The organism is Leisingera sp. ANG-M1, assembly GCF_000813745.1.
Classification (GTDB): Bacteria; Pseudomonadota; Alphaproteobacteria; order Rhodobacterales; family Rhodobacteraceae; genus Leisingera.
Genome location: NZ_JWLC01000015.1, coordinates 131,708 through 152,638 on the forward strand (window position 1 = coordinate 131,708; position 20,931 = coordinate 152,638).

The 20,931-nt window shown below is 64.4% G+C and carries 18 protein-coding genes; 5 read left to right on the forward strand and 13 right to left on the reverse strand.

Annotation, left to right across the window (positions count from 1 at the left end; genetic code table 11):
* The first annotated feature begins 52 nt into the window (after positions 1 to 52).
* Positions 53 to 961 carry a DMT family transporter gene (locus RA19_RS14070; RefSeq protein ID WP_039163622.1) on the forward strand — a complete coding sequence of 303 codons (909 nt, stop codon included), beginning with the start codon at positions 53 to 55 and terminating at the stop codon, positions 959 to 961.
* Positions 962 to 1,053: 92 nt separating this feature from the next.
* Positions 1,054 to 1,959 carry a DMT family transporter gene (locus tag RA19_RS14075; RefSeq protein WP_039163625.1) on the forward strand — a complete coding sequence of 302 codons (906 nt, stop codon included), beginning with the start codon at positions 1,054 to 1,056 and terminating at the stop codon, positions 1,957 to 1,959.
* A gap of 11 nt (positions 1,960 to 1,970) precedes the next feature.
* On the opposite strand, the gene glmM is transcribed toward RA19_RS14075, so the two are convergent.
* From glmM to RA19_RS14115, 8 genes are all read right to left on the reverse strand, one after another.
* Positions 1,971 to 3,317, reverse strand: a complete 1,347-nt coding sequence (gene glmM, locus RA19_RS14080) for a phosphoglucosamine mutase (protein ID WP_039163627.1) — start codon at positions 3,315 to 3,317, stop codon at positions 1,971 to 1,973.
* Positions 3,318 to 3,339: 22 nt separating this feature from the next.
* On the reverse strand, positions 3,340 to 4,335 hold the full coding sequence (gene folP / locus RA19_RS14085; protein ID WP_039163629.1) for a dihydropteroate synthase: 996 nt from the start codon (positions 4,333 to 4,335) through the stop codon (positions 3,340 to 3,342).
* On the reverse strand, positions 4,332 to 5,252 hold the full coding sequence (locus tag RA19_RS14090; RefSeq protein ID WP_039163632.1) for a dihydroneopterin aldolase: 921 nt from the start codon (positions 5,250 to 5,252) through the stop codon (positions 4,332 to 4,334). Before RA19_RS14090 ends, folP begins: the two co-directional genes overlap by 4 nt.
* A gap of 129 nt (positions 5,253 to 5,381) precedes the next feature.
* The gene (locus RA19_RS14095) at positions 5,382 to 6,035 is read right to left on the reverse strand and encodes a cell wall hydrolase (RefSeq protein ID WP_039163634.1); all 654 of its coding nucleotides are present in this window, start codon (positions 6,033 to 6,035) and stop codon (positions 5,382 to 5,384) included.
* Positions 6,036 to 6,206: 171 nt separating this feature from the next.
* Positions 6,207 to 8,783, reverse strand: coding sequence for a putative PEP-binding protein (locus tag RA19_RS14100; protein ID WP_039163636.1), 2,577 nt, complete (start codon positions 8,781 to 8,783; stop codon positions 6,207 to 6,209).
* A 178-nt stretch (positions 8,784 to 8,961) separates the two neighbouring features.
* Positions 8,962 to 11,166, reverse strand: a complete 2,205-nt coding sequence (gene glyS / locus RA19_RS14105) for a glycine--tRNA ligase subunit beta (protein ID WP_039163638.1) — start codon at positions 11,164 to 11,166, stop codon at positions 8,962 to 8,964.
* A gap of 76 nt (positions 11,167 to 11,242) precedes the next feature.
* Positions 11,243 to 11,776 (reverse strand): DUF6446 family protein, encoded by a 534-nt coding sequence (locus RA19_RS14110; protein WP_039163640.1) that lies wholly within the window; start codon positions 11,774 to 11,776, stop codon positions 11,243 to 11,245.
* 17 nt (positions 11,777 to 11,793) lie between these two features.
* On the reverse strand, positions 11,794 to 12,735 hold the full coding sequence (locus RA19_RS14115) for a glycine--tRNA ligase subunit alpha (RefSeq protein ID WP_039163642.1): 942 nt from the start codon (positions 12,733 to 12,735) through the stop codon (positions 11,794 to 11,796).
* A 272-nt stretch (positions 12,736 to 13,007) separates the two neighbouring features.
* Here RA19_RS14115 and RA19_RS14120 point away from each other — a divergent pair, with 272 nt between their 5' ends.
* Positions 13,008 to 14,768: a trypsin-like peptidase domain-containing protein gene (locus RA19_RS14120; RefSeq protein ID WP_039163643.1), complete on the forward strand. Its 1,761-nt coding sequence runs from the start codon at positions 13,008 to 13,010 to the stop codon at positions 14,766 to 14,768.
* A 282-nt stretch (positions 14,769 to 15,050) separates the two neighbouring features.
* Here RA19_RS14120 and RA19_RS14130 read toward each other — a convergent pair whose 3' ends face one another.
* The 4 genes from RA19_RS14130 to RA19_RS14145 form a co-directional block, all read right to left on the reverse strand.
* Positions 15,051 to 15,692 (reverse strand): SDR family NAD(P)-dependent oxidoreductase, encoded by a 642-nt coding sequence (locus RA19_RS14130; protein ID WP_039163646.1) that lies wholly within the window; start codon positions 15,690 to 15,692, stop codon positions 15,051 to 15,053.
* A 27-nt stretch (positions 15,693 to 15,719) separates the two neighbouring features.
* Positions 15,720 to 16,238 (reverse strand): DUF1178 family protein, encoded by a 519-nt coding sequence (locus RA19_RS14135; protein ID WP_039163648.1) that lies wholly within the window; start codon positions 16,236 to 16,238, stop codon positions 15,720 to 15,722.
* A gap of 67 nt (positions 16,239 to 16,305) precedes the next feature.
* Positions 16,306 to 17,079: an EcsC family protein gene (locus RA19_RS14140; RefSeq protein ID WP_039163760.1), complete on the reverse strand. Its 774-nt coding sequence runs from the start codon at positions 17,077 to 17,079 to the stop codon at positions 16,306 to 16,308.
* A gap of 47 nt (positions 17,080 to 17,126) precedes the next feature.
* Complete coding sequence (locus tag RA19_RS14145; RefSeq protein WP_039163650.1) at positions 17,127 to 17,615, reverse strand: GNAT family N-acetyltransferase; 489 nt, start codon at positions 17,613 to 17,615, stop codon at positions 17,127 to 17,129.
* Positions 17,616 to 17,725: 110 nt separating this feature from the next.
* On the opposite strand from RA19_RS14145, the gene RA19_RS14150 reads away from it, so the two are divergent.
* Positions 17,726 to 18,331 carry a flavin reductase family protein gene (locus RA19_RS14150; protein WP_039163652.1) on the forward strand — a complete coding sequence of 202 codons (606 nt, stop codon included), beginning with the start codon at positions 17,726 to 17,728 and terminating at the stop codon, positions 18,329 to 18,331.
* A gap of 9 nt (positions 18,332 to 18,340) precedes the next feature.
* Positions 18,341 to 18,982: a CatB-related O-acetyltransferase gene (locus RA19_RS14155; RefSeq protein ID WP_039163654.1), complete on the forward strand. Its 642-nt coding sequence runs from the start codon at positions 18,341 to 18,343 to the stop codon at positions 18,980 to 18,982.
* 281 nt (positions 18,983 to 19,263) lie between these two features.
* Here the strand turns inward: RA19_RS14155 and RA19_RS14160 are convergent, their stop codons facing one another.
* Positions 19,264 to 20,907 (reverse strand): SulP family inorganic anion transporter, encoded by a 1,644-nt coding sequence (locus RA19_RS14160; RefSeq protein ID WP_039163656.1) that lies wholly within the window; start codon positions 20,905 to 20,907, stop codon positions 19,264 to 19,266.
* Between the last annotated feature and the right edge of the window lie 24 nt (positions 20,908 to 20,931).

Sequence of the window (20,931 nt, forward strand, 5' to 3'; positions counted from 1 at the left end):
ATGCAGTTAACCCAGCCAAGCATGGAGTGCTGCCAGAGAATGAGGTGACCCCATGCCAGACACCCCCGGCGCCGCCAATTGGGCCAAGCTTCTGTTCCTCGGTGTGATCTGGGGCGCTTCCTTCATGGCGGTATCGCTGGCACTGCGGGGCTTTCCTCCGATGACCATCGCCGCGCTGCGGATTTCCATCGGTGCGCTGTGCCTCCTGGGTGTGGTCAAGACCATGGGCATCGCCCTGCCTTCCCTGGGTTCCCGCGAGGGCCGGATCATCTGGGCTTGCGCGGCCGGAATGGGGTTATTCTCCAACGCCCTGCCCTTCACTCTGCTCAGCTGGGGCCAGACTTACGTGGCCAGCGGCTTTGCCGGGGTCTGCATGGCCGTCGTGCCGCTGTTTGTGCTGCCGCTGGCGCATGTGCTGGTGCCGGGTGAGAACATGACCCTGCGCCGCTCCATCAGTTTCCTGATCGGCTTTGCCGGCGTTATGGTGCTGATCGGGCTGGATGCCTTCCGCTCGGCCGGAACCGACTTTGAATCGCTGGCCCGCCTCGCCTGCCTTGGCGCCTCGCTCTGCTACGCCATCGGCTCGATCATCACCCGGCTCTGCCCGCAGGTGAACATGCTATCGCTTTCCGCCGCAGCCCTCCTGTGCGGAGCTGCCATGATGACGCCCGTTGCACTCTGGGCCGAAGGCGTGCCGGAACTGCCCGCCGTCCTGCCGCTGGGCGCCGTGATTTACCTCGGCCTGCTGCCAACAGCTCTCGCCCAAGTGCTGCTGGTCCAAGTCGCCCGCAGCGCCGGCCCTGCATTCCTGTCTACCGTGAACTACCAGGTGCCGGTCTGGTCGGTGGTGTTCGGCGCAGCCCTGCTCGGAGAAACCCTGCCGCCGCAGCTGTTTGCCGCCCTGGCGCTGATCCTCGGCGGCCTCCTCCTCAGCCGCAGCCGCCGCCCGCGCACTGCCTGAGAGCAAACACTTCGGTCGGTAACAAAGCAATTGCCATTGACCCCGCCCGCCCAGCGGGGTCTTGTCGCGCGGTGAACCGGCACGAGGGACCCATGCCTGATATCGCTCCGCGCTACTGGCTGATGATTGCCACCCTGGGCTTTGTCTGGGGCGCCACCTTTCTGCTGATCAAGCTGGCACTGGACGGCTTCACCCCGTTCTGGCTGGCGGCCGGGCGGATCGGCTTCGCCGCGCTGCTCTTGTACGCGGTCTGGGGCTGGCGCGGATTCAAGCTGTTCAAGGGTGAGGCCAGCTGGACGCCGCTGATCCTGGTAGGCATCATGAGCACCGCCCTGCCCTTCATGCTGATCTCCTGGGGCCAGCAGCATGTCTCCTCGGGCTTTACCGGTGTCAGCATGGCGGCGATCCCGCTGATGGTACTGCCCTTAGCGCATTTTTTCGTGCCTGGCGAGCAGATAACCCTGCGCCGCTTGATTGGCTTTTGCATCGGCTTTGCAGGCGTTGCGCTGCTGATCGGCGGCAAGGCGTTTGAGAGCAGCGGCGCGGAGCTGGAAGCCTACGGCCGCGCCGCCTGCCTATCGGCAGCGGCCTGCTATTCCATCAGCTCAATCCTGACCCGGCGCCTGCCGCCGGCGGACCCGGTGGGGCTGGCGGCCACCTTCCTAGTGATCGGCTGCTTCATCATCTTCCCGGCCGCCTGGCTCACCGAAGGCCCGCCGGTGATGCCGGATACTAAAACATTGCTGATAGCTGCCATCCTCGGGCTGATCCCGACCGCCGCCGCCAACCTGTTGCGCGTCATCGTGGTGCGCGAGGCCGGCCCCACTTTTATGACCCTCACCAATTACCAGGTGCCGGTCTGGGCGGTGGTGCTGGGCGCCGTCTTCCTCGGCGAAGAGCTGCCGCCTTCGATGCTGCTGGCGATGGTGATGATCCTGGGCGGCCTCGGCCTCAGCCAGTTCGGCAAGCTGAGGCGCCTGTTTGGCAAAGGGGGCTGAGCCCCCGGTTTTTATTCCGCGACGGCAGCCTCAACCGCGGCCACAACGCTGTCGACTGCCAGGGTCATCAGCCCGGCGTCTTCGCATTCCGCCATCACCCGCACCAAAGGCTCGGTTCCGGATTTGCGGATCAAAAGCCGCCCCTGGCCGTCCAGCATCTTTTCAGCCGCGGCAATCGCCTCCTGCACGCCGGCATCTTCCAGCGGCACCTGGCCCGCTTGAAAGCGCACATTGCGCAGCCGCTGCGGCACGGTTTCGAACTGATGCGCCAGGTCCGAGGCCTTTTTGCCGGTCTGCACCATCTCAGCCAGGAAATGCAGCCCCGCCATCAGCCCGTCGCCGGTGGTGGCGTAGTCGCTCATCACGATATGGCCGGATTGTTCGCCGCCCAGGTTGAAACCGCCCTCGCGCATCCGCTCGACCACATAACGGTCGCCGACCGAAGTGCGCTCCAGCCCCAGCCCCTTGCTCTCCAGAAAACGCTCCAGCCCCAGGTTCGACATCACCGTCGCCACCAGTGCGCCACCGGCCAGCTGGCCCTGCTCGGCCCAGCGGCTCGCCAGCAGCGCCATCAGCTGGTCGCCATCGGCCACGGTGCCGGTCTCGTCGATCAGGATCACACGATCAGCATCGCCATCCAGGCAGATGCCCACATGGGCGCCATGCGCCACTACGGCCTCTGCTGCCGTCTGCGGCTGGGTGGAGCCGCAGCCGCGGTTGATATTCAAACCGTCCGGCGCTACCCCGATCGGGATCACATCGGCGCCCAGCTCCCACAGGATCTCCGGAGCGGTCCGGTGTGCCGCACCGTTGGCGCAGTCGATCACCACTTTCAGCCCGTTGAGGCGCAGGTTGCGCGGCAGCGAGCTTTTGACCCGCTCGCCATAACGGAAGCGGGCATCGTCGATCCGCTTGGCGCGGCCGATGTTGGCAGATTGCGCGGGCTCCACGCCCGCGTCGATCAGCGCCTCGATCTCCATCTCGGCGCTGTCCGACAGTTTAAAACCATCGGGACCGAAGAACTTGATGCCGTTGTCCTCGGAGGGGTTGTGGCTGGCCGAGATCATCACACCGAGATCCGCCCGCATCGAGCGGGTCATCAGTCCCACCGCCGGAGTCGGCACCGGTCCCATCAGCAGCACGTTCATGCCGGTCGAGGTCAGCCCCGCCGTCAGGGCGTTTTCAAACATATAGCCGGACAGCCGGGTATCCTTGCCGATCACCACTCGGTGCACACCGGTGGCATCACGCCGGAAATAGCGGCCCACAGCCGCGCCGATGCGCAACGCCATCTCCGCGGTCATAGGATGAATATTGGCGGTGCCGCGCACGCCATCGGTACCAAAAAGTTTACGCATTATAGTTTTCCTGCCAAAAGCCTCAGCGGACAGCCTGCCAAAGGCGCAGCGCCTGAACCGTCTCGGCGACGTCATGCACCCGCAGGAATTGCACGCCTTGCGCCAGCGCCGCAAGCCCTACTGCAATCGAACCCGGCGCCCTTGCATCAGCGCGCGGCTCATTGCCGATCTTGCCGATGAACCCCTTGCGGGACACCCCCAGCAAGATAGGGCAGCCCAGCCCATGGAACAGGCTGAGATTGCGCAGAAGCGTCAGGTTGTGCTCCTGGGTCTTGCCAAAGCCGATGCCGGGGTCGATCACGATCTGCTCGCGGATCACGCCGATGGCCTCCAGCCGGTCGATCTGCTCGCTCAGGAAGTCAAAAACGTCCAGCAGCACATTGGCGTAGTGCGGGTCATCCTGCATGGTCGCGGGATCGCCCTGTGCATGCATGATGCAGACCGGCACGCTGGCCTGCGCCGCCAGCGGTGCCAGTGCCGGATCAAAGGTAAAGCCCGATACGTCGTTGAGCAGGTTTGCCCCGGCCTCCAGCGCCTCCATCCCGACATTGGCCTTACGGGTGTCGATGGAGACCGGAACCGGGCTGGCTGCGCGGATCGCTGCAATCACCGGAGCCGTGCGGGTGATTTCCTCGGCTTCGTCCACTTCCTCGGCACCGGGACGGGTGGATTCACCGCCCACATCAATGATCGTGGCGCCCTCAGATACCATCTGCAGCGCCGCGGCCTTGCCGGCCTCGGCGCCCGCATACTTGCCGCCATCCGAGAAGCTGTCCGGCGTCACGTTCAGAATGCCCATGATCTGCGGCTGGGTCATGTCCAGCCCGGCAATCGAAGCGCGGCGTGCGCTCAGGCGGCGGCGTTCGGCCTCGGGCACAAAGCCGACCGGAGCCACCCGCGGCGGCGCCTCGCGGCTTAAAATCTCGACTTCAGTGAACCACAGGGCACTGCCCGCCAGAGAGACGGCGCCTTCGGGGCGCGCCTCGCCATGTCGAACCAACGGCCGGTAATATGTCACAGTTGTGCTTGCTCCACGCTGACGGCCCGCAAGGGGACACCGGGATTATCAGGCAAATCCCCGCCAAGCACAATCATTTCACCTGCTTCAAAGGTCGCCGCAAACCAGGCCGCGAGGGCAACCGTATCCGACGGCGGCGCCGAGGGCCCGTCGACCGCGTCCAGCACGATCTTGGAGGGCGCCCAGACGCAAATCTGGCCGTTCTTCATCGCCCAGTCCAGCTCGGTCCGGGTCGAGACCACCACACAGCGGTCGTCCTTGGCAGCCAGGCGCCAGGCGTTCTGTTCGATCGCCAACAGATCAATGCGGCGCTGAGTCCATTTGTGCCCGGTTTGCGGCACCTGCAGCGGATGCGCCTCGGTGCACAGGATCAAGGGCCGCTGACGGCACTGCATCTGGTCGATCCAGCCCGCCAGGTTGCCGCTGTCGATCGCCGCGTTGGACAGATACATCAGCCGCGGATGCGGGCGCTCTTCCTCGTCCACCGAATGAGTCAGCTGATCCTTGGAGCGCACCACTTCGACGCCCAGCGCGCCGGGGCCGCGGTCCAGCTTCTCGATCCGAACAAAGGCGCGTACTGCCTGATGCTCCAGCAGAATCCGCTCAGCCACGCGTTCGGCCAGGGTCTCCAAGAGGTTCAGCCTCTCGGCGGCCAGCTCATGAGCAATCGCCTCGGTCAGCTTGTCGTAGGACAGAATCCGGTCAACGTCGTCGTCCAGGTCCTTGGGCAGAGGTGCGATTTCAACCACCACATTGAAACTGATCCGCTGGGTGGAGCCGCGCTCAGCCTGGAAGGCGCCGATCTCAACCTCGACCGTGTGGTCACGCAGGGAGATACGGTCCAGCGGGCCCGGTGCAGCAGTGGCCATCGAACGCTCGGAGGGATGCGCAAAGGCAAGGCGGATTTCAGAGGGCATGGGAAAACGGGCCTTTGGCTGGCTGGTCGGGTGATGGGACCCAACGATAGACTTTCGGCGCCTTCATAACAGGGCCGCAAACGCCACGCCAGTATCCGAAAGCGGCACCCGGGTGCCGCCTTCAGGCAATCAGTTGCTGAGCGCCGTCTGGTAGCGATCGTCCCGGTAGAACAGATGCACACCGATGCGCGTGGTGTTTGTGAAGGTCCGGCTCCAGCGCGGCTTCACCGCCGTGGTGTGGTAGTAGGTTGCACCTTCTGTCAGCTCGGTCTTGAGCCCGTCCAGCGCCGCCCGGGCCACCTTTGCCACGCGCTGATACGCCTTTTTCTCGTGCACCACTTCCTTGTGGCCGTCACAGGTGTAGGTGAACTGGCACTGGTACTTGCGACCGGTCCCCTGCTTGATCACGCCGCACAGCGTGTTCGGGAACTGCGCGCTCCTGACCCGGTTCAGGATCACTTCCGCCACCGCGAACTGGCCCTTCACCGTCTCACCGCGCGCCTCGAAATACAGCGCCTCGGCCAGGCAAGCGAATTGCTCGTCGCCTTTGGCTTCCGGCTGGGCATCCAGCCAGGCGTTGCTGTATTCCACTTGCGCCTGTGTCTTGCGGTTTTTGAAAGGATTGGAGCGGAACCCGAAGAATCCGCTGAATTTCCGCGCTGGCACTGCACTCAAACTGGCCTGCTCGCGCTCGATCAGCGCATCCAGACCGGTTTCGGCAGCAACACTCTTACCCATCGTGATGGTGGCAGCCATCACGGCAATCATAGTCAACAATTTCATTCAGGGTTCCCCCGTCCTAGCAGCTTGCGCCTAGTTCCCCTGGCACATGCGATCGCACCCCATAATGGAAATGGTACGAAACGTCCAGCTTTCCAGCCGGATCCGCAAATCAGGCGACACCACCTAGGCGGCCGGTGTTACCCCGGCCGCGGCTGGATGCTCCGAATTTTCTTAATATTTAGTATAGGTTGGAGCGATCTGCCCCGTTTTGCCAGCGATTGCAAGCTGTGCGGCAGCAAGCCGCGCCACCGGAACCCGGAAAGGCGAGCAAGAGACGTAATCAAACCCTGCATCCCGGCAGAAAGCAATCGATTCGGGGTTGCCGCCGTGCTCGCCGCAGATCGACAGGGTGATGTCGCTGTTCTCTGCCCGGCCGCGCTGCACACCCAGCTTCAATAACTCGCCAACCCCGTCGGTATCCAGCACATGAAACGGATCCTCGGGGAAAACCCCCTGGTTCACGTACTGCGACATGAACCGGCCGGCATCGTCGCGCGACAACCCATAAGCCATCTGGGTGAGGTCGTTGGTACCAAAGCTGAGGAAGGCCGTATGCGGGGAAATCTCTCCCGCCCGCAGTGCCGCCCGCGGTGTTTCCACCATGACGCCCAGCCGGTAGGTGAACTCCTCGCCGCGTTCCGACTTTACCGCCGCGGCCACTGCATCGATGCGGGCCTTCACCAGTTCCACTTCGCGTTTGGCCGAGACGAGCGGAATCATGATCTCGGGCACCACTGGCTCGCCCTCCTGCGAGGCCTCCAGCGTCGCCTCGAAAATCGCCCGAGCCTGCATGTCGTAGATTTCCGGCACCGTGACTCCCAGCCGCACGCCGCGCAGGCCCAGCATCGGGTTGTACTCGCCCATCTCCTCGACCCGGCGGGTCACATCGCTGACCGGAATGCCCAGCGCCTCTGACAGCTCACGCTGGCCGGTCTTGGTGGCGGGCAGGAATTCGTGCAATGGCGGGTCAAACAGGCGGATGCAGACCGGCATGCCTTCCATAATCCGGAACAGCTCCCGGAAATCGTCGCGCTGCATCGGCAGCAGGCGTTCCAGCACCGCTTCCCGCCCTGACGGCGTCTCGGCAAAGATCATCTCCCGCATCACCGTCAGACGGCCGGGTTCAAAGAACATATGCTCGGTGCGGCACAAGCCGATGCCCTTGGCGTTGAATTTCCGCGCGGTTTCAGCATCTTCCGGAGTGTCGGCATTGGCGCGGATATCAATGTCGCGCACTTCGTCCGCCCAGGTCAGAATGGTCTGCAAGGCGCCATCCTGCGCCGCCTCCAGCATCTCCGGCTGGCCCGCCAGCACCTCGCCGCTGCTGCCATCAATGGTGATGGTATCGCCTGCCTTGAATATCCGGCCGTCCTCGGCGCCCAGCATCTTGCGCTTGCTGTGGAATTTCAGGTTCGAGGCGCCAACAATGCAGGGAAGACCCAGCCCGCGGCCGATCACCGCCGCGTGGCTGGTCATGCCGCCCTTCTCGGTCAGCACACCTGCCGCCGCGTGCATGCCGCGCACATCTTCCGGCGAGGTCTCCCGGCGCACCAGGATGCAAGCCTCGCCGCGCGCGGCACTGGCCTGCGCTTCGGCGGCAGTGAAGACCAGTTTGCCGGTGGCCGCACCGGGGCTTGCGGCAATGCCGCAGCCGATGACATCGCGATCCGCATCCGGCGCCACCTGCCGGTGCAAAAGCTCGTTCAGCATATGCGCATCAAGCCGCATCAGCGCTTCTTCCTGCGGGATGATGCCATCCTCGGCCAGCGCCACCGCAATCCGCACCGCTGCCCGCGCCGACCGCGCCACCCGCACCCCGTCCAGGATATGAACCCGGCCGTTTTCGATGACAAACTCGACCTGCATCTCCTCGCGCAGCCGCTGCCGCATCAGCGCCGCGTGGGTTTTCAGATCGGCAAAAGCCTCCGGCGCCACATCCTCCAGCGACGGTCCCCGGTCGTCCTTCCCCAGGTAGAGCGCCTTAGTGCCCGCCCCCAGCGCATCGCGGCCCTGGCTCTGGCTCAGATAGCGCCCGGTCAGCTGCGGGCTGCCGGTGGCGGAGTTCACCAGCTGCAGCACGCCGGACCCGCATTCGCCCTGGCCGACACCGGGGATCATCTCCTGCACCACCAGCCCGAGGCCGGCATCTGCCGGCGCGCCCTTGGCCTGGCGCAACAACCGTGCCGAGGTCCCCTCCCAGGCCCGCGCCATCGAGCGCAGCACCGCCGCCAGCTGCTCGCCCGGGTCCTGCGGGAAATGCTCATCCGTTTCCGCCTCGTAGGCGTGCAGGATCTCGGTCAGCGCATCCGGCCCGCCATCCTCGACATCGTCGAACACATCCGGATCCAGCCGCGCCACATGCACCGCATAAGATTGCACAAACCGCAGGTACAGCGCCGCTGCCGCATCACGCCCCAGGCTGTCGCACAGGTCCACATACCGGGCGTCGTTCATACCGATGTTCAGGATTGCCCCCGGCCCGCCCCAATCAGGATCTTCCGAAGACGGCCGCACGCACAGCAGCGCATCCGTGTCGAATTCGCCCAGCACCGCGGACAGGTCCGGCATCTGCCCTTCGGCAATCGCATGCACCGCATCAAAGGACAGCGCCACCGTGCGCGGTACCGGCAGGTCCAGCCGCACCAGCCGCTGCAGGCATTTCGCCCGGCCGCCATGAGAGGCTGTGGCAATCGGCGCGGTCGAAGTGATCAGCGAGGCCGGCGGGGTCTGTACGAAATCTTTCTGCACTGCAGCACGTCTCCTTTGCCTGTCACCATAAGGGGATGGGGAGTTCGCGCAAGGGTCTTGTAACAAGTTGCTGACGCTTGTTCGCGGGCCGGCAAAAGAATACCGGCCTTTCCTGGCGGAAAGGCCGGTGCCTCCGGCGGGAGTATTTAAGACCAGAAAGAAGCAGCAGGGTCTCTGCTTACCCTTCCACCTTGGTGAGATCCGCGACCTGGCCGCAGACCTGGCGGATCTGGCTCAGCAGGTTCAGGCGGTTGCGGCGGACAATCTCGTTCTCCGCATTCACCTGCACCGCCTCAAAAAACGCATCGATGGGCGCACGCAGGGCGGCCATGCCCCGCATGGCTGCCGCGAAATCTTCGGCCTCGATGGCCGGAGAGATCGCATCCCCGCCCGCTGCAAGCGCATCGAACAGGGCCTTTTCGCTGTCGTCCTCGGCAAATTTGCGGTCGGCACCAAAGGAGTATTCGACCCCGTCCTTCTCCTCGGCCTGGCTGAGGATGTTGCTGGCGCGCTTGAAGCCCTGCAGCAGGTTTTCGCCATCACCGGTCTTCAGGAAATCCTCCAGCGCACGGGCGCGTTTGACCAGCAGGGTCAGATCGTCGCTGCCGTCCATCGCGATGCAGGCGTCGATCACGTCGTGACGGATGCCCTGATCGCGCAGGAAGACCTTCAGGCGGTCGTGGAAGAACGACAGAAGATCAGAAGAGGCAGACGCAGTCACTGCGATGGCGGCCTCCACTTGATGCGCCATGTCATGCACACGTTTCTTGGCGGCCTCCAGCTCCTCGCCTGTTGCGCCTTTCTCCGCAGCCTTGGCTTCCAGCAGTGCGCCCTGCCATTCAGCAAGTTTCAGCAGGGTCTGCAGTGCCGCCTCGAAACTTTCCTTCAGGTTCAGCCGCAGATCATTCTCCAATACCAGCCGGATCACCCCCAGCGCGGCGCGGCGGAGCGCATAAGGATCCTTGGAGCCCGTCGGCTTTTCATCAATCGCCCAGAAACCCGTCAGTTTATCCAGCTTCTCGGCCAGCGCCACCGCAACCGAAACCGGTTCTGACGGCACATCATCCGACGGGCCCAGCGGCGAGTAATGCTCCTCGCTCGCCTTGCCGATTTCAGCCGGCAGCTCTGCCGCATCCGCATAATAGCGGCCCATCAGCCCTTGCAGTTCCGGGAACTCGAACACCATCTCGGAGCAGAGGTCGCCCTTGCAGGCTTGCGCCGCCATCAGTGCCAGCGCAGGATCGGCGTCCACCTTGGACGCCAGTGCCTGCGCCAGAGCCGCGATGCGGTTGACCTGACCGCCGACAGAGCCCAGTTGCGCGTGGAAGGTCACACTCTCCAGTTTTTCCACCCACGGTTCAAAACCCTGCTCCCTCACCGTGCGCAGGTCGTTCTCCCAGAAGAATTTTGCGTCGGCCAGACGCGCCGAAAGCACCTTCTGATTGCCCGCCAAGATGGTCGCACCGTTGTCCGCAGTCTCGCGGTTGGCGACAGTGATGAAGCGCTCGATGCGCCCTGTCTTGGGGTTCCTCACCGAGAAGAACTTCTGGTGCTCCTTCATCGACGTCTGCAGCACCTCCGGCGGCAGCTCCAGGAACTCCTCGCCGATGGCGCCCATCAGCACCACCGGCCATTCGACCAGCCCTGCGACCTCGGCCAAGAGGCCCTTGTCCTCGACCACATCCAAGCCATTGGCAAAAGCCTGGTTGGTGGCTTCCTGCCAGATCGCCTCGGCCCGTTCGCGGGCGTCCAGCACCACATAGGCGCGCTTCAGCTTAGCAGAGTAGTCGTCAAAGCCAGTAACCGTAATCTCATCCGGCGCCATGAAACGGTGGCCGCGGGTAGTGTTGCCCGACTTGATGCCCTCGATGTCCATATCGACAATTGAAGCGCCTGCCTCATCCGACAGAATGCAAAGGATCGAGTGCAGCGGCCGTACCCAGCGCAAGGAACCCGCGCCCCAGCGCATGGACTTGGGCCAGGGGAAGTTGCGGATGGTGGCTTCCAGCACTTCGGCGATGATCTCCGCCGCCGGTCGGCCCGGCCTTTCGATCATCGCGAAATAAACCGCGCCCTTTGGGGTGTCGCGCTCTTCCAGCTGATCGCGGGTCAGGCCTGCACCGCGCAGAAAGCCCTCGATCGCCTTATCCGGCGCGCCGACCTTTGGGCCTTTGCGCTCTTCGCGGATGGTGGGGCTTTCTGCCAGCAGGCCGTCGACTGCCAGTGTCAGGCGGCGCGGAGTCGACAGCGCCGCTGCACCGGCATAAGTGAGGCCCGCCTCAACCAGACCGTCTGTCACGCGCTTTTTAAGGTCCTCTGCCGCACGCGCCTGCATGCGGGCAGGGATTTCCTCGGAAAACAGTTCAATCAGCAGATCAGGCATCAGATATCCTCACGGATGGCCGCGCAAAGGAGCGCAGCAGAATAATTGGAAAGATCGGGCGCGGCGAACAGGGTCATCAATTCCCTCCGCCTGCCTCAGGCCGGGGCGGGCATTCCTCGCCCACCACGGTGCCGTCGTAGGCTTTCTGGCCGCATTTGTTCAGCTCATGCCAGACATAGCCGCGGCCGTCGTCGGTGACCGCGACAATCCGGTCGACGCCGTAAGAGATATTCTTGACCGACAGGAACGACTTGGCCGAGCCGTCGGCCAGCCTGGCACCAATGGCGGCGGCATCAAAACAGTCGAACCAGGGCGGCGCATTGCGCGGCTCGACCTTGTCCGACAGGGTGAAGACCTGCGCCAGTTCATCCGGCGATACCTTGGTGGAGAAGCAGGCGCGGTAACGGATCGGCGAACTGCCGGCGTCAATCGCCTCAAAGTCCGCATAGGCCACCGGCTGCGCTTCGCCGCCGCCCAAAGGCACCAGCATCACGTCGCGGCCCGGCTGCAATTCAACCTCGTCGTAGAAGCCATAGACCTGCAGATAATACATCGCCCCGCCGGCCGCGAGGCCGGAGACGATCAGGATCAGAGCGAGGAACTTCCCCATAACGTGCTGTCCCTTGCTCAGGCTGCGCTGTCAGCTGCGTGGCCGCCGGCCTCGGTCAGCACAAAGGCGTCGGCGCACTGCTTGGCCAGGGCGCGGACGCGGCCGATGTAGGCCTGGCGCTCAGTGACCGAAATCACCCCGCGCGCGTCCAACAGGTTGAAGATGTGGGACGCCTTGATGCACTGGTCGTAAGCCGGATGCGCCATGATGATGCGCTTGCCGGTCTTCGGGTCCTGATGCTCCTGCGCCAGGATAGCGGCGCATTCGGCCTCGGCCTCCTCGAAATGGCGCAGCAGCACCTCGGTGTTGGCCACGTCAAAGTTCCAGCGGGCGTATTCTTCTTCGGTCTGCTTGAACACGTCGCCGTAGGTCAGCGGGATCAGCGCATCCGGGTCGTTGAAGGGCATGTCCATCACGTGGTCGACACCCAGCACATACATTGCCAGACGCTCCAGACCATAGGTCAGCTCGCCCGAAACAGGATGGCAGTCATGGCCGCCCACCTGCTGGAAATAGGTGAACTGGCTGACTTCCATACCGTCGCACCACACTTCCCAGCCCAAGCCCCAGGCGCCCAGGGTCGGGCTCTCCCAGTCATCCTCGACAAAACGGATGTCATGCAGCGCCATGTCGACGCCGATCGCCTCCAGCGAGCCCAGATACAGTTCCTGCAAATTGGGCGGCGAAGGTTTGATCAGCACCTGGTACTGGTAGTAATGCTGCAGCCGGTTCGGGTTCTCGCCATAGCGCCCGTCGGTCGGACGGCGCGAGGGCTGCACATAGGCTGCGGCCCAGGCCTTGGATCCCAGCGAGCGCAGCGTGGTCGCCGGGTGGAAGGTACCGGCGCCGACTTCCATGTCATAGGGCTGCATCACCGCGCAGCCTTTAGCGGCCCAGTAGTTCTGAAGCCTCAAAATAATCTCTTGGAAGGAGCGCGGCGCGCCGTTGGTCTGGGTCATCTCATATCCCTTTTGGGGTGCCGGCCTTTGCAGGCAGCCGGCGCAGCAATTGCGGGGATCTTCCTATGCAAGGCTATGGGCAGGGTCAACGCCCTGTCCGGCCCTGCACCCGGCGATCCTGCCCGCGCGCTGCTCACTATGGGCAACAAAATTGCACAAATGCGGCAACAGGTCGGGAATTCCCCCTGCGATCAGGAGTTCCATTTGCCGCCGCAAAATGCTTAATCTCCGCAGCAAAGAATAAGAGTTCGCTGGGATACGAGGCCCTGAAAATGAAAAAACTGTTTGCCGCTCTGGCCCTGCCGCTGATTGCGCTGGCCATTGCGTTCGCTGCGCCGGTTTCCGCGCAAAGCAGCCGCGATGCGGTCTGGATCCAGATCGCCGCCCGGCCGTCGCTGCGCGAGGCCGAAAATGAAGCCCGCGCCTTCGCCGCCCAGCTGCCCGATGTCTCGGGCTATGCGCTTGGCGGCGGCTGGTACGGGGTGGTGATCGGCCCCTACGCCCGCGAAGACGCTGAACGGGTGCTGCAGGTCTATCGGGCTGAGGGCCAGATCCCGCGCGACAGCTTCATCGCCTTCCGCCGCAATCTGCGCAGCCAGTTCTACCCGGTGGCAGCAGATGCCAGCCAGCCCGTGGAGCCGGCCCCTGCGCCGGCAGCCCCCGCAGCCTCGGGGCCGGAGCAGCAGGCCGCCATTCAAACCACCCTGCCCGATGAAACCCCGGCCCAGGCCCGGCGCAGCGAGCGCTCGCTGACGCGCGAACAGCGGATGGAACTGCAAGTGGCCCTGCAGGCGGCCGGTTTCTACAATTCCTCGATCGACGGCGCCTTCGGCCGCGGCACCCGCCGCTCGATGAGCGACTGGCAGACCGCCCGCGGCTTTGAGCCGACCGGCGTGCTGACAACCGCCCAGCGCCAGGTGCTGATGGATGAGTACAACGCACCGCTGATCTCGGCTGGCATGGCCCGGGTTGAAGACGTCAAGGCCGGCATCGCCCTGCAGATCCCCGCGGGCGAGGTGGGTTTTGACCGTTATGAATCGCCCTTTGCCCATTACGCCAGCACAGGCGATCTGGGCGCGCAGCTGCTGCTGATCAGCCAGCCCGGCGACAAGCGCACCCTGTTTGGCCTCTACGACATCCTGCAGACGCTGGAAATCGTGCCGCTGGAGGGCCCGCGCCAGCGCGGCACCGACAGCTTCACCATTGAAGGCCGCAACAGCAAGATCGTCTCCTTCACCCAGGCCAGCCTGAAGAACGGCGAAGTCAAAGGCTTCACCTTGATCTGGCCCGCAGGCGATGAAGACCGCCGCGCCCGTATCCTGGCCGCAATGCAGGCAAGCTTCACCCGCCTGGACGGTGTGCTGGACCCGGCCGAGGGCGGCGATGCGGTGCAAAGCATCGACCTGGTCTCCGGTCTTGATATCCGCAAGCCGAAACTGTCGCGTTCGGGGTTCTTCGTGGACGGCGAAGGCAGCGTGCTGACCACCTCTGACGTGGTGGCAGGCTGCACCAGGATCACCCTGGATCACGGCTACCAGGCCGAGGTTGCAGCCAATAACACCGCTGACGGCATCGCCATCCTGAAACCCGCACAGGCACTGGCGCCTGCCGCAGTGGCCGGCCTCAGCACCGCCTCGCCGCGGCTGCAGTCCGAAGTCGCCGTTTCCGGTTTCTCCTATGAGGGCGTGCTCGGCGCGCCCAGCCTCACCTGGGGCAAGATCGCCGATTTGAAGAGCCTGGACGGCAACACCGGCGTCGCCCGCCTCGAGCTGGCGGCACAGCCCGGCGATGCCGGCGGCCCGGTTCTGGACAGCACCGGCGCGGTGCTGGGCATGCTGCTGCCGCGTCAGATTGAGGGCAAGCAACTGCCCGAAGGCGTCAGCTTTGCAGTCAACGCCGAAGCCATCCGCGGCGCCCTGAGCGCAGCGGGCCTCAGCGCCGCTGAACAGAACACCTCCGCAGGCAGCCTGCCCAATGCGGCGATCACCCGGCTTGCCTCCGGCATGACGGTGCTGGTCAGCTGCTGGGAATAAGGCCAGGGCCCTACGGGGCCATCTGCTTCAAAAAATCAGCCGGTGCGCGCTCCGCACCGGCTTTTTTAGTACCGGCCAGAGCGATTTCAAACAGATCGGCGGAGTGCTCCCGCCCGGCTCCGGGCCTGGGCAGGCCCTCATCCCGTTGGGCATGGCACCGCACGCTTGTGCGGTGCTGCGCCGCGCATTCGCGCGGCGCCCGGCCCAAGGCCGCCAAGGGGGCTGGCGCAGCCAGGCACCTGCGGGCGCGGGAGCCTCCTGCCCTAGGTCGGCCAGTTCGGTTCAATAGGGGTGAATACGGCCGTCCCAGGTGTGGAAGCAGCCGGTGGTTTCCACAGCCAGGACGTCGAATTCATTGATCAGACCGGCCACCGACTCTTCGACCGTGATGTCGCCTTCATCGCCGCCCATATCGGTGCGCACCCAGCCCGGGTGGTAGATCCCAACAGCGATTCCCTCAGGCTGCAGATCCGTGGCCAGGTTCCGCCCGATATTCAGCGCTGCCGCTTTTGACGCGCGGTAGGCATAGCTGCCGCCCGGCGCCCGCGCTTGGCTGGCCATTTGCGATGACAGAATGGCGATCTTTGGCTCTTCCGCCAGCCGCAAGTTCGGCAGCATCGCCTGCACTGTCAGGAACACACCGGTCACATTGGCCGCCAGTGTCTTGGCCCAGACCTCGGCCGAGTAATCCTCCAGCGCCATCGCCTTGTCGATATAAACACCCGCGTTGCAAACCAGCAGGTCCACCGGCCGGTTCTTGATCTGGGCTGCAAACCGCGCCTGCTGGCCGGGGTCCGAGACATCCAGCCGCACGCCCGAGGAATGGTCGCGCGAGGTGCCGGTCACCTCATAGCCCGCCTCCTGCAGCCGCTGCACCAGCGCCTTGCCAATCCCGCGGCTGGTTCCCGTCACAACTGCATGCATGCCTCAGGCCCTTCAGTTCGAGTTACGTCAGTTTGATTTGCGGCCCGGGCGGAACGGCAGCGGCATCACCGGCACGCCTTCCTCGATCAGCTCGCGCGCGTCTTCCAGCCTGGCCTCGCCATGGATGGCCCGTTCCGGCGCCTCGCCCAGATGCATGGCGCGGGCTTCCTGCACAAAGCCGTCCCCGACATAGTCGGAGTTTTCCTCAACTTTTTTACGCAGATCGGCAATTGCCTGCTCGACCTCGCCGGACGGACGGCTGAGCATGCCGGGACCTGCCGACGCTGGAGCGGGCACGGGAACTTGAGCGGGCACATTGGCCGGTGCTACGGCAGGGGCCGTCTGCCGCTCAGGCTCGCCCACGCCAGAGACTGCCTTGCGCCCGGGACGCACCCGCGGCGCCATGATGGCTTTTTCAACGCTGGTGCCGCCGCAGACTGCGCAAGTCACCATCCCGGCCGCAGCCAGCTTGTCAAAAGCCGCCGCCGACTGGAACCAGCTGTCGAACGCATGGCCGTCCGCACATTTGAGGCTGTATTGAATCATGCTTTCCCTCTTAGCAGGAAAGGCTGATTAAATCTCCATTTCCAGCGAGCGCAAGACCTCTTACCACTCAACGCTTTGCGCCATCGCTTTGCAGCCGCATCCGCAGCCGGGCGGCAAGCGCGTCATGCGGCACATCGGCCTCCACCGCGAGCCGCCGCAGTCCGAAATGCACATGCGCCATTTCCCGGTAATAGCCTGCAAAGACATAGTTGATGGTCGCCCCGGCCACAGCGCCTGCAACCGGCACAGCCTGAGCGGCCAGCTTCTGCCCCAGCACTGCACCCAGCTTCGGCGCCACCTGGGCAATCAGCTTGTGCAATCCTCCCGGCAGGCCCAGCCGAACCGAGACGAACCCAAAGTCTGCCCCGTCATCCTCGGCAAGAGGGCCAGCCGACGCAAACACCTGAATGCAATCGAAGGTTACGCTCTCGGCCTCGGGGTCAAACCCTTCGGCAGCAGCGGCGCCCTGAATGCTCCGCAGCAGAAAGGCCGTGGTCGCAGGCAGCTCCACCAGCGCTCCCGGCAGCCCCGCAGCACCGCCTGCCGCGCCCATGGCAGCGCTCACCACCCGGTCGACACCCGGCTTCTGGTCCGGCACCAGGCGGCGCGATTGGCTGGCGCCCTTCATAGCAAACCGCAATGCGGATTCCGTGGCTCCTGTTAGCCCCTCCCGCACAGGTGCGGGCAAACGTTCCAGCAGGCTCTCGCCGCTGCCGCCCAGCCGGTTCAGCAGATCCACGCCAAAGCCTCCGGCCGCGCGGTACCGCTTGGCCAAGGCGTCCAGCTCGGCTTCCACATCCTGCGGGCTTACCTCCCGCGCTTTCGTCACAATATCTGCCACACGCGCCTCCTCTGCCCTTTCAAAGATCGGCAGCATGAGGCCCGATTTCAACCCTGCCAGCGGGCAACCTGGCCTTGAATGCCTTCCCAGGCGCCATCTTGCAGCGCCAGCCCCAGCACCCGCTCCGGGTTGGTCGGCGGCGGCATTTCCACGCCGGAAAGCTTGGTAAAACCAAAACGCTGGTAATAGGGCGCATCCCCCACCAGCATCACCCGCGCCCAGCCGGTTTCTTCACCCTTGGCCAGGCTGTCGCGAATCAAGGAACCGCCCAAACCTTCCCCCTGGCGGGTCGGGTGCACCGCCACCGGCCCCAGCAGCAAAGCAGGCGCATCCCCGATCAGCACCGGCCAGAAGCGGATTGCCGCGGCCAGAATGCCGTCGCTGTCGCGGGCCACCTGGCTGAGACCCGGAACTGGCGGCACCCCGTCGCGCAGGCGGTAGGACGACAACGCCTCGCGGCCCGGTGCAAAGCACAGGTCATACAGCGCCTCGACCTCCCACCGGTCGTCCGCAGTTTCCGCTGTCAACTCGATCACGCCGCCCAGTCTCCGCCCTGTCTCCGCCAATTTCCCCTGCAGGCTGGCGTTTGGCCTAGCACGGGCGTAAGCCTTGGGCAAACACCTATAGACCAGAGCAGGACCCCCGCATGTTCTACCGCCCCGAAGACGGCCATGGCCTCCCCCACAATCCGTTCAACGCCATTGTCACGCCCCGCCCCATCGGCTGGATTTCCTCGCGCTCCGCAGACGGGGTGAACAATCTGGCGCCCTATTCCTTTTTCAATGCAGTGGCCTACACCCCGCCGCAAGTGATGTTTGCCTCCACCAGCGCCAAGCCGGACCAGGAAGGCACCAAGGACTCGGTCGCCAATATCGAGGCGACCGGCGTGTTCTGCGTCAACGTTGTTTCCTACGCGCTGCGGGACGCGATGAACGCCAGCTCCGGCGCCCTGCCCAAGGAGACTGATGAGTTCGCCCACGCAGGCCTCGGCGCCACCGAATGCGAGACCATAAACTGCGCCCGCGTCGCAGCGGCTCCGGCTGCACTGGAATGCAAGCTTACCCGCATCGTCACCCTGCCGGGTGAGGCTAACAAAGTTGTGTTCGGCGAAGTCACCGGCGTGCACCTGCGCGACGACTGCCTGCGCGACGGCGCCTTTGATGTCACAACTTTCCAGCCGCTGGCCCGCCTCGGCTACCGCGACTACTCGGTGGTGCGCGACCTGTTTTCCCTGTCCCGCCCCGGCGAGTGAGGCCCTAGGATGCCGCTGCCTGATCCGTCTCTCAAGAACCCGGTCACCCTGCCCGATGGCAGCCAGCATGAAGGCACCGTCATGCTGTCCCAAGTGCTGGATCATCCCAACATCCAGGCCGGTGACTACTCCTATGCCTCAGATTTCGGCCCGCCGGAGAACTGGGCCCAGCACCTGGCCCCCTATTTGTTCCCTGGTGCGCGGGAACGCTTGATCATAGGCCGTTTCTGCCAGATCGCTCACGGGGTGCGCTTCATCACCTCCTCGGCCAACCATGCCCAGGACGGGCTCAGCTGCTATCCCTTCCCGGTGTTCGATCCGGGCCAGATGGCAGGCTACCAGCCCGACACCCGCGACACGGTGATCGGTAATGACGTCTGGATCGGCTACGGTGTCCTGATCCTGCCCGGCGCCCGGGTTGGCGACGGCGCCATTATCGGCGCAGGCGCAGTGGTGCGCGGCACCATCCCGCCTTATGCTATCGTCACCGGCAACCCGGGCGCGGTGCAAAGCTTCCGCTTCCCCAAACCGCAGATCGCCCGGCTCCTCAGCCTCAAATGGTGGGACTGGCCAGCCGAGCTGCTGACCCGCGCCGAACCCGCCCTCCTCGCGGGCGACCTCGACATGCTGGAAACCCTCGCGCCCGACTGACCCCAGAGCCTGGCATCTGCTGGTCCGGAGCCGCCGTCGCCTGAGACAGGACAGGCACCGCCCGCAGGGACGGGCCAGCAGAATTGCCGAGGCTCCGCGCCGCCAGGCGTGGATGCGGCCATTGTGCTGGCGCGGCCCGAGGCGCTGTGGCAGGCACGGATCAGGGGACGGAGGATCCGGACCAGCGTTTGCTGGTATGGTGAGCCTGAAGCCCCTTCCCAAAACAAAAAAAGCCCGCGGTTCGCCAGAACCGCGGACAATTTTCTAACACCAGCCAGGCTTCAGTGGCCGCCCAGAATCCCGGTCTTGACCGAGTAATCGACCGCGACCTCATATTCGGGGTCATCGTCGCTATCGACCATCAGGTGTCCTGCCTTGGTCAGCAGCTGGTGGCAATCCCGGCTCAAGTGCCGCAGCACCAGCTTCTTGCCCTCGGCTTCATACTTGCCTGCCACTGCCTCAACTGCCTGCAGCGCAGACTGGTCCACCACCCGGCTGCGAGCGAAGTCGACGATCACATGCTCCGGGTCGCCTGCCACGTCGAACAGCTCGATGAACCCGTCAGTGGAGCCAAAGAACAGCGGCCCTTCAATCTCATAGACCTTCGCGCCCTTATCGCTTTCCGACTCGCGGGTATAGGCGTGGATGCGGCGCGCATTGTTCCAGGCATAGGCCAGCGCCGAGACGATCACGCCCACAACCACCGCAACTGCCAGATCCGACATTACCGTCACAACCGTCACCAGAACGATCACAAAGGCGTCCATCATCGGCACCTTCCGCATGATCTTGAGGCTGTTCCAGGCAAAGGTGCCGATCACCACCATGAACATCACACCCACCAGGGCCGCCAGCGGGATCTGCTCGATCAGCGGCGAGGCCACCACGATGAACAGAAGCAGGAACAGCGCCGCGGCAATGCCCGCAATCCGCGTCCGGCCGCCCGATTTCACATTAATCATCGACTGGCCGATCATCGCACAGCCGCCCATGCCGCCAAAGAAACCGGTCACCACGTTGGAGGCACCCTGCGCAATGCACTCCTGGCTCGCGCCGCCGCGCTTGCCGGTGATCTCGCCCACCAGGTTCAGCGTCAGGAGGCTCTCAATCAGGCCAATCGCCGCCAGGATCACCGCATAGGGCAGGATGATCCACAGTGCCTCCAGCGTGAACGGCGCCAGGGCTGTGCCATAAAGACCTTCACCGGTGCCAAACGGATTGTGGAAGCTCGGGAACCCGCCTTTGATCGAGGCCATGTCGCCCACGGTCGGCACATCGATATTCAGCGCAATGACCAGAACCGCAACAACGCCGATCCCTGCCAGCGGCGCCGGGATAACGGATGTGATCTTCGGCATCCCCCAGATGATCAGCATTGTAAGGCCAACCAGCCCCAGCATCATGTACAGCTGCATCCCGCTCAGCCATTCCGCACCGCCCGAACCCGGCACCTTGAACTGCGTCAGCTGCGCCAGGAAGATCACGATGGCCAGCCCGTTCACAAAGCCCAGCATCACCGGATGCGGCACCAGGCGGATGAACTTGCCCCAATGCATGACGCCCGCGATGATCTGCAAAATCCCCATCAGCACCACGGTGGCAAAGAGGTACTCAACCCCGTGCTGCGCCACCAGCGCCACCATCACCACCGCCAGCGCGCCGGTCGCACCCGAGATCATCCCGGGCCGGCCGCCGAACACCGCGGTGATCAGCCCCACCATGAAAGCCGCATAGAGGCCGACCAGCGGATGCACCCCAGCAACGAATGCAAAGGCGACGGCTTCAGGCACCAGCGCCAGCGCCACGGTCAGGCCGGACAGCAATTCAGTGCGCACGCGGCCCACGGTAAAGCCCTCGTCCTGCATGATCGAAAGATTGGGCGGGGAAATCTGCTTGGCCAGCAAAGCCATGGCTGCGCGTCTCATAAGGTCTACCTGTGCTCGGGAGGA

Excerpts from the sequence above, each read along its gene's own strand:
- RA19_RS14130 (WP_039163646.1), bottom strand. The coding sequence starts at position 15,692 with ATGCATGCAGTTGTGACGGGAACCAGCCGCGGGATTGGCAAGGCGCTG.
- glmM (WP_039163627.1), bottom strand. The coding sequence starts at position 3,317 with ATGCGTAAACTTTTTGGTACCGATGGCGTGCGCGGCACCGCCAATATT.
- RA19_RS14075 (WP_039163625.1), top strand. The coding sequence starts at position 1,054 with ATGCCTGATATCGCTCCGCGCTACTGGCTGATGATTGCCACCCTGGGC.
- RA19_RS14115 (WP_039163642.1), bottom strand. The coding sequence starts at position 12,735 with ATGACCCAGACCAACGGCGCGCCGCGCTCCTTCCAAGAGATTATTTTG.
- RA19_RS14135 (WP_039163648.1), bottom strand. The coding sequence starts at position 16,238 with ATGATTCAATACAGCCTCAAATGTGCGGACGGCCATGCGTTCGACAGC.
- RA19_RS14120 (WP_039163643.1), top strand. The coding sequence starts at position 13,008 with ATGAAAAAACTGTTTGCCGCTCTGGCCCTGCCGCTGATTGCGCTGGCC.
- RA19_RS14095 (WP_039163634.1), bottom strand. The coding sequence starts at position 6,035 with ATGAAATTGTTGACTATGATTGCCGTGATGGCTGCCACCATCACGATG.
- glyS (WP_039163638.1), bottom strand. The coding sequence starts at position 11,166 with ATGCCTGATCTGCTGATTGAACTGTTTTCCGAGGAAATCCCTGCCCGC.
- RA19_RS14070 (WP_039163622.1), top strand. The coding sequence starts at position 53 with ATGCCAGACACCCCCGGCGCCGCCAATTGGGCCAAGCTTCTGTTCCTC.
- RA19_RS14155 (WP_039163654.1), top strand. The coding sequence starts at position 18,341 with ATGCCGCTGCCTGATCCGTCTCTCAAGAACCCGGTCACCCTGCCCGAT.
- RA19_RS14160 (WP_039163656.1), bottom strand. The coding sequence starts at position 20,907 with ATGAGACGCGCAGCCATGGCTTTGCTGGCCAAGCAGATTTCCCCGCCC.
- RA19_RS14110 (WP_039163640.1), bottom strand. The coding sequence starts at position 11,776 with ATGGGGAAGTTCCTCGCTCTGATCCTGATCGTCTCCGGCCTCGCGGCC.
- RA19_RS14090 (WP_039163632.1), bottom strand. The coding sequence starts at position 5,252 with ATGCCCTCTGAAATCCGCCTTGCCTTTGCGCATCCCTCCGAGCGTTCG.
- RA19_RS14150 (WP_039163652.1), top strand. The coding sequence starts at position 17,726 with ATGTTCTACCGCCCCGAAGACGGCCATGGCCTCCCCCACAATCCGTTC.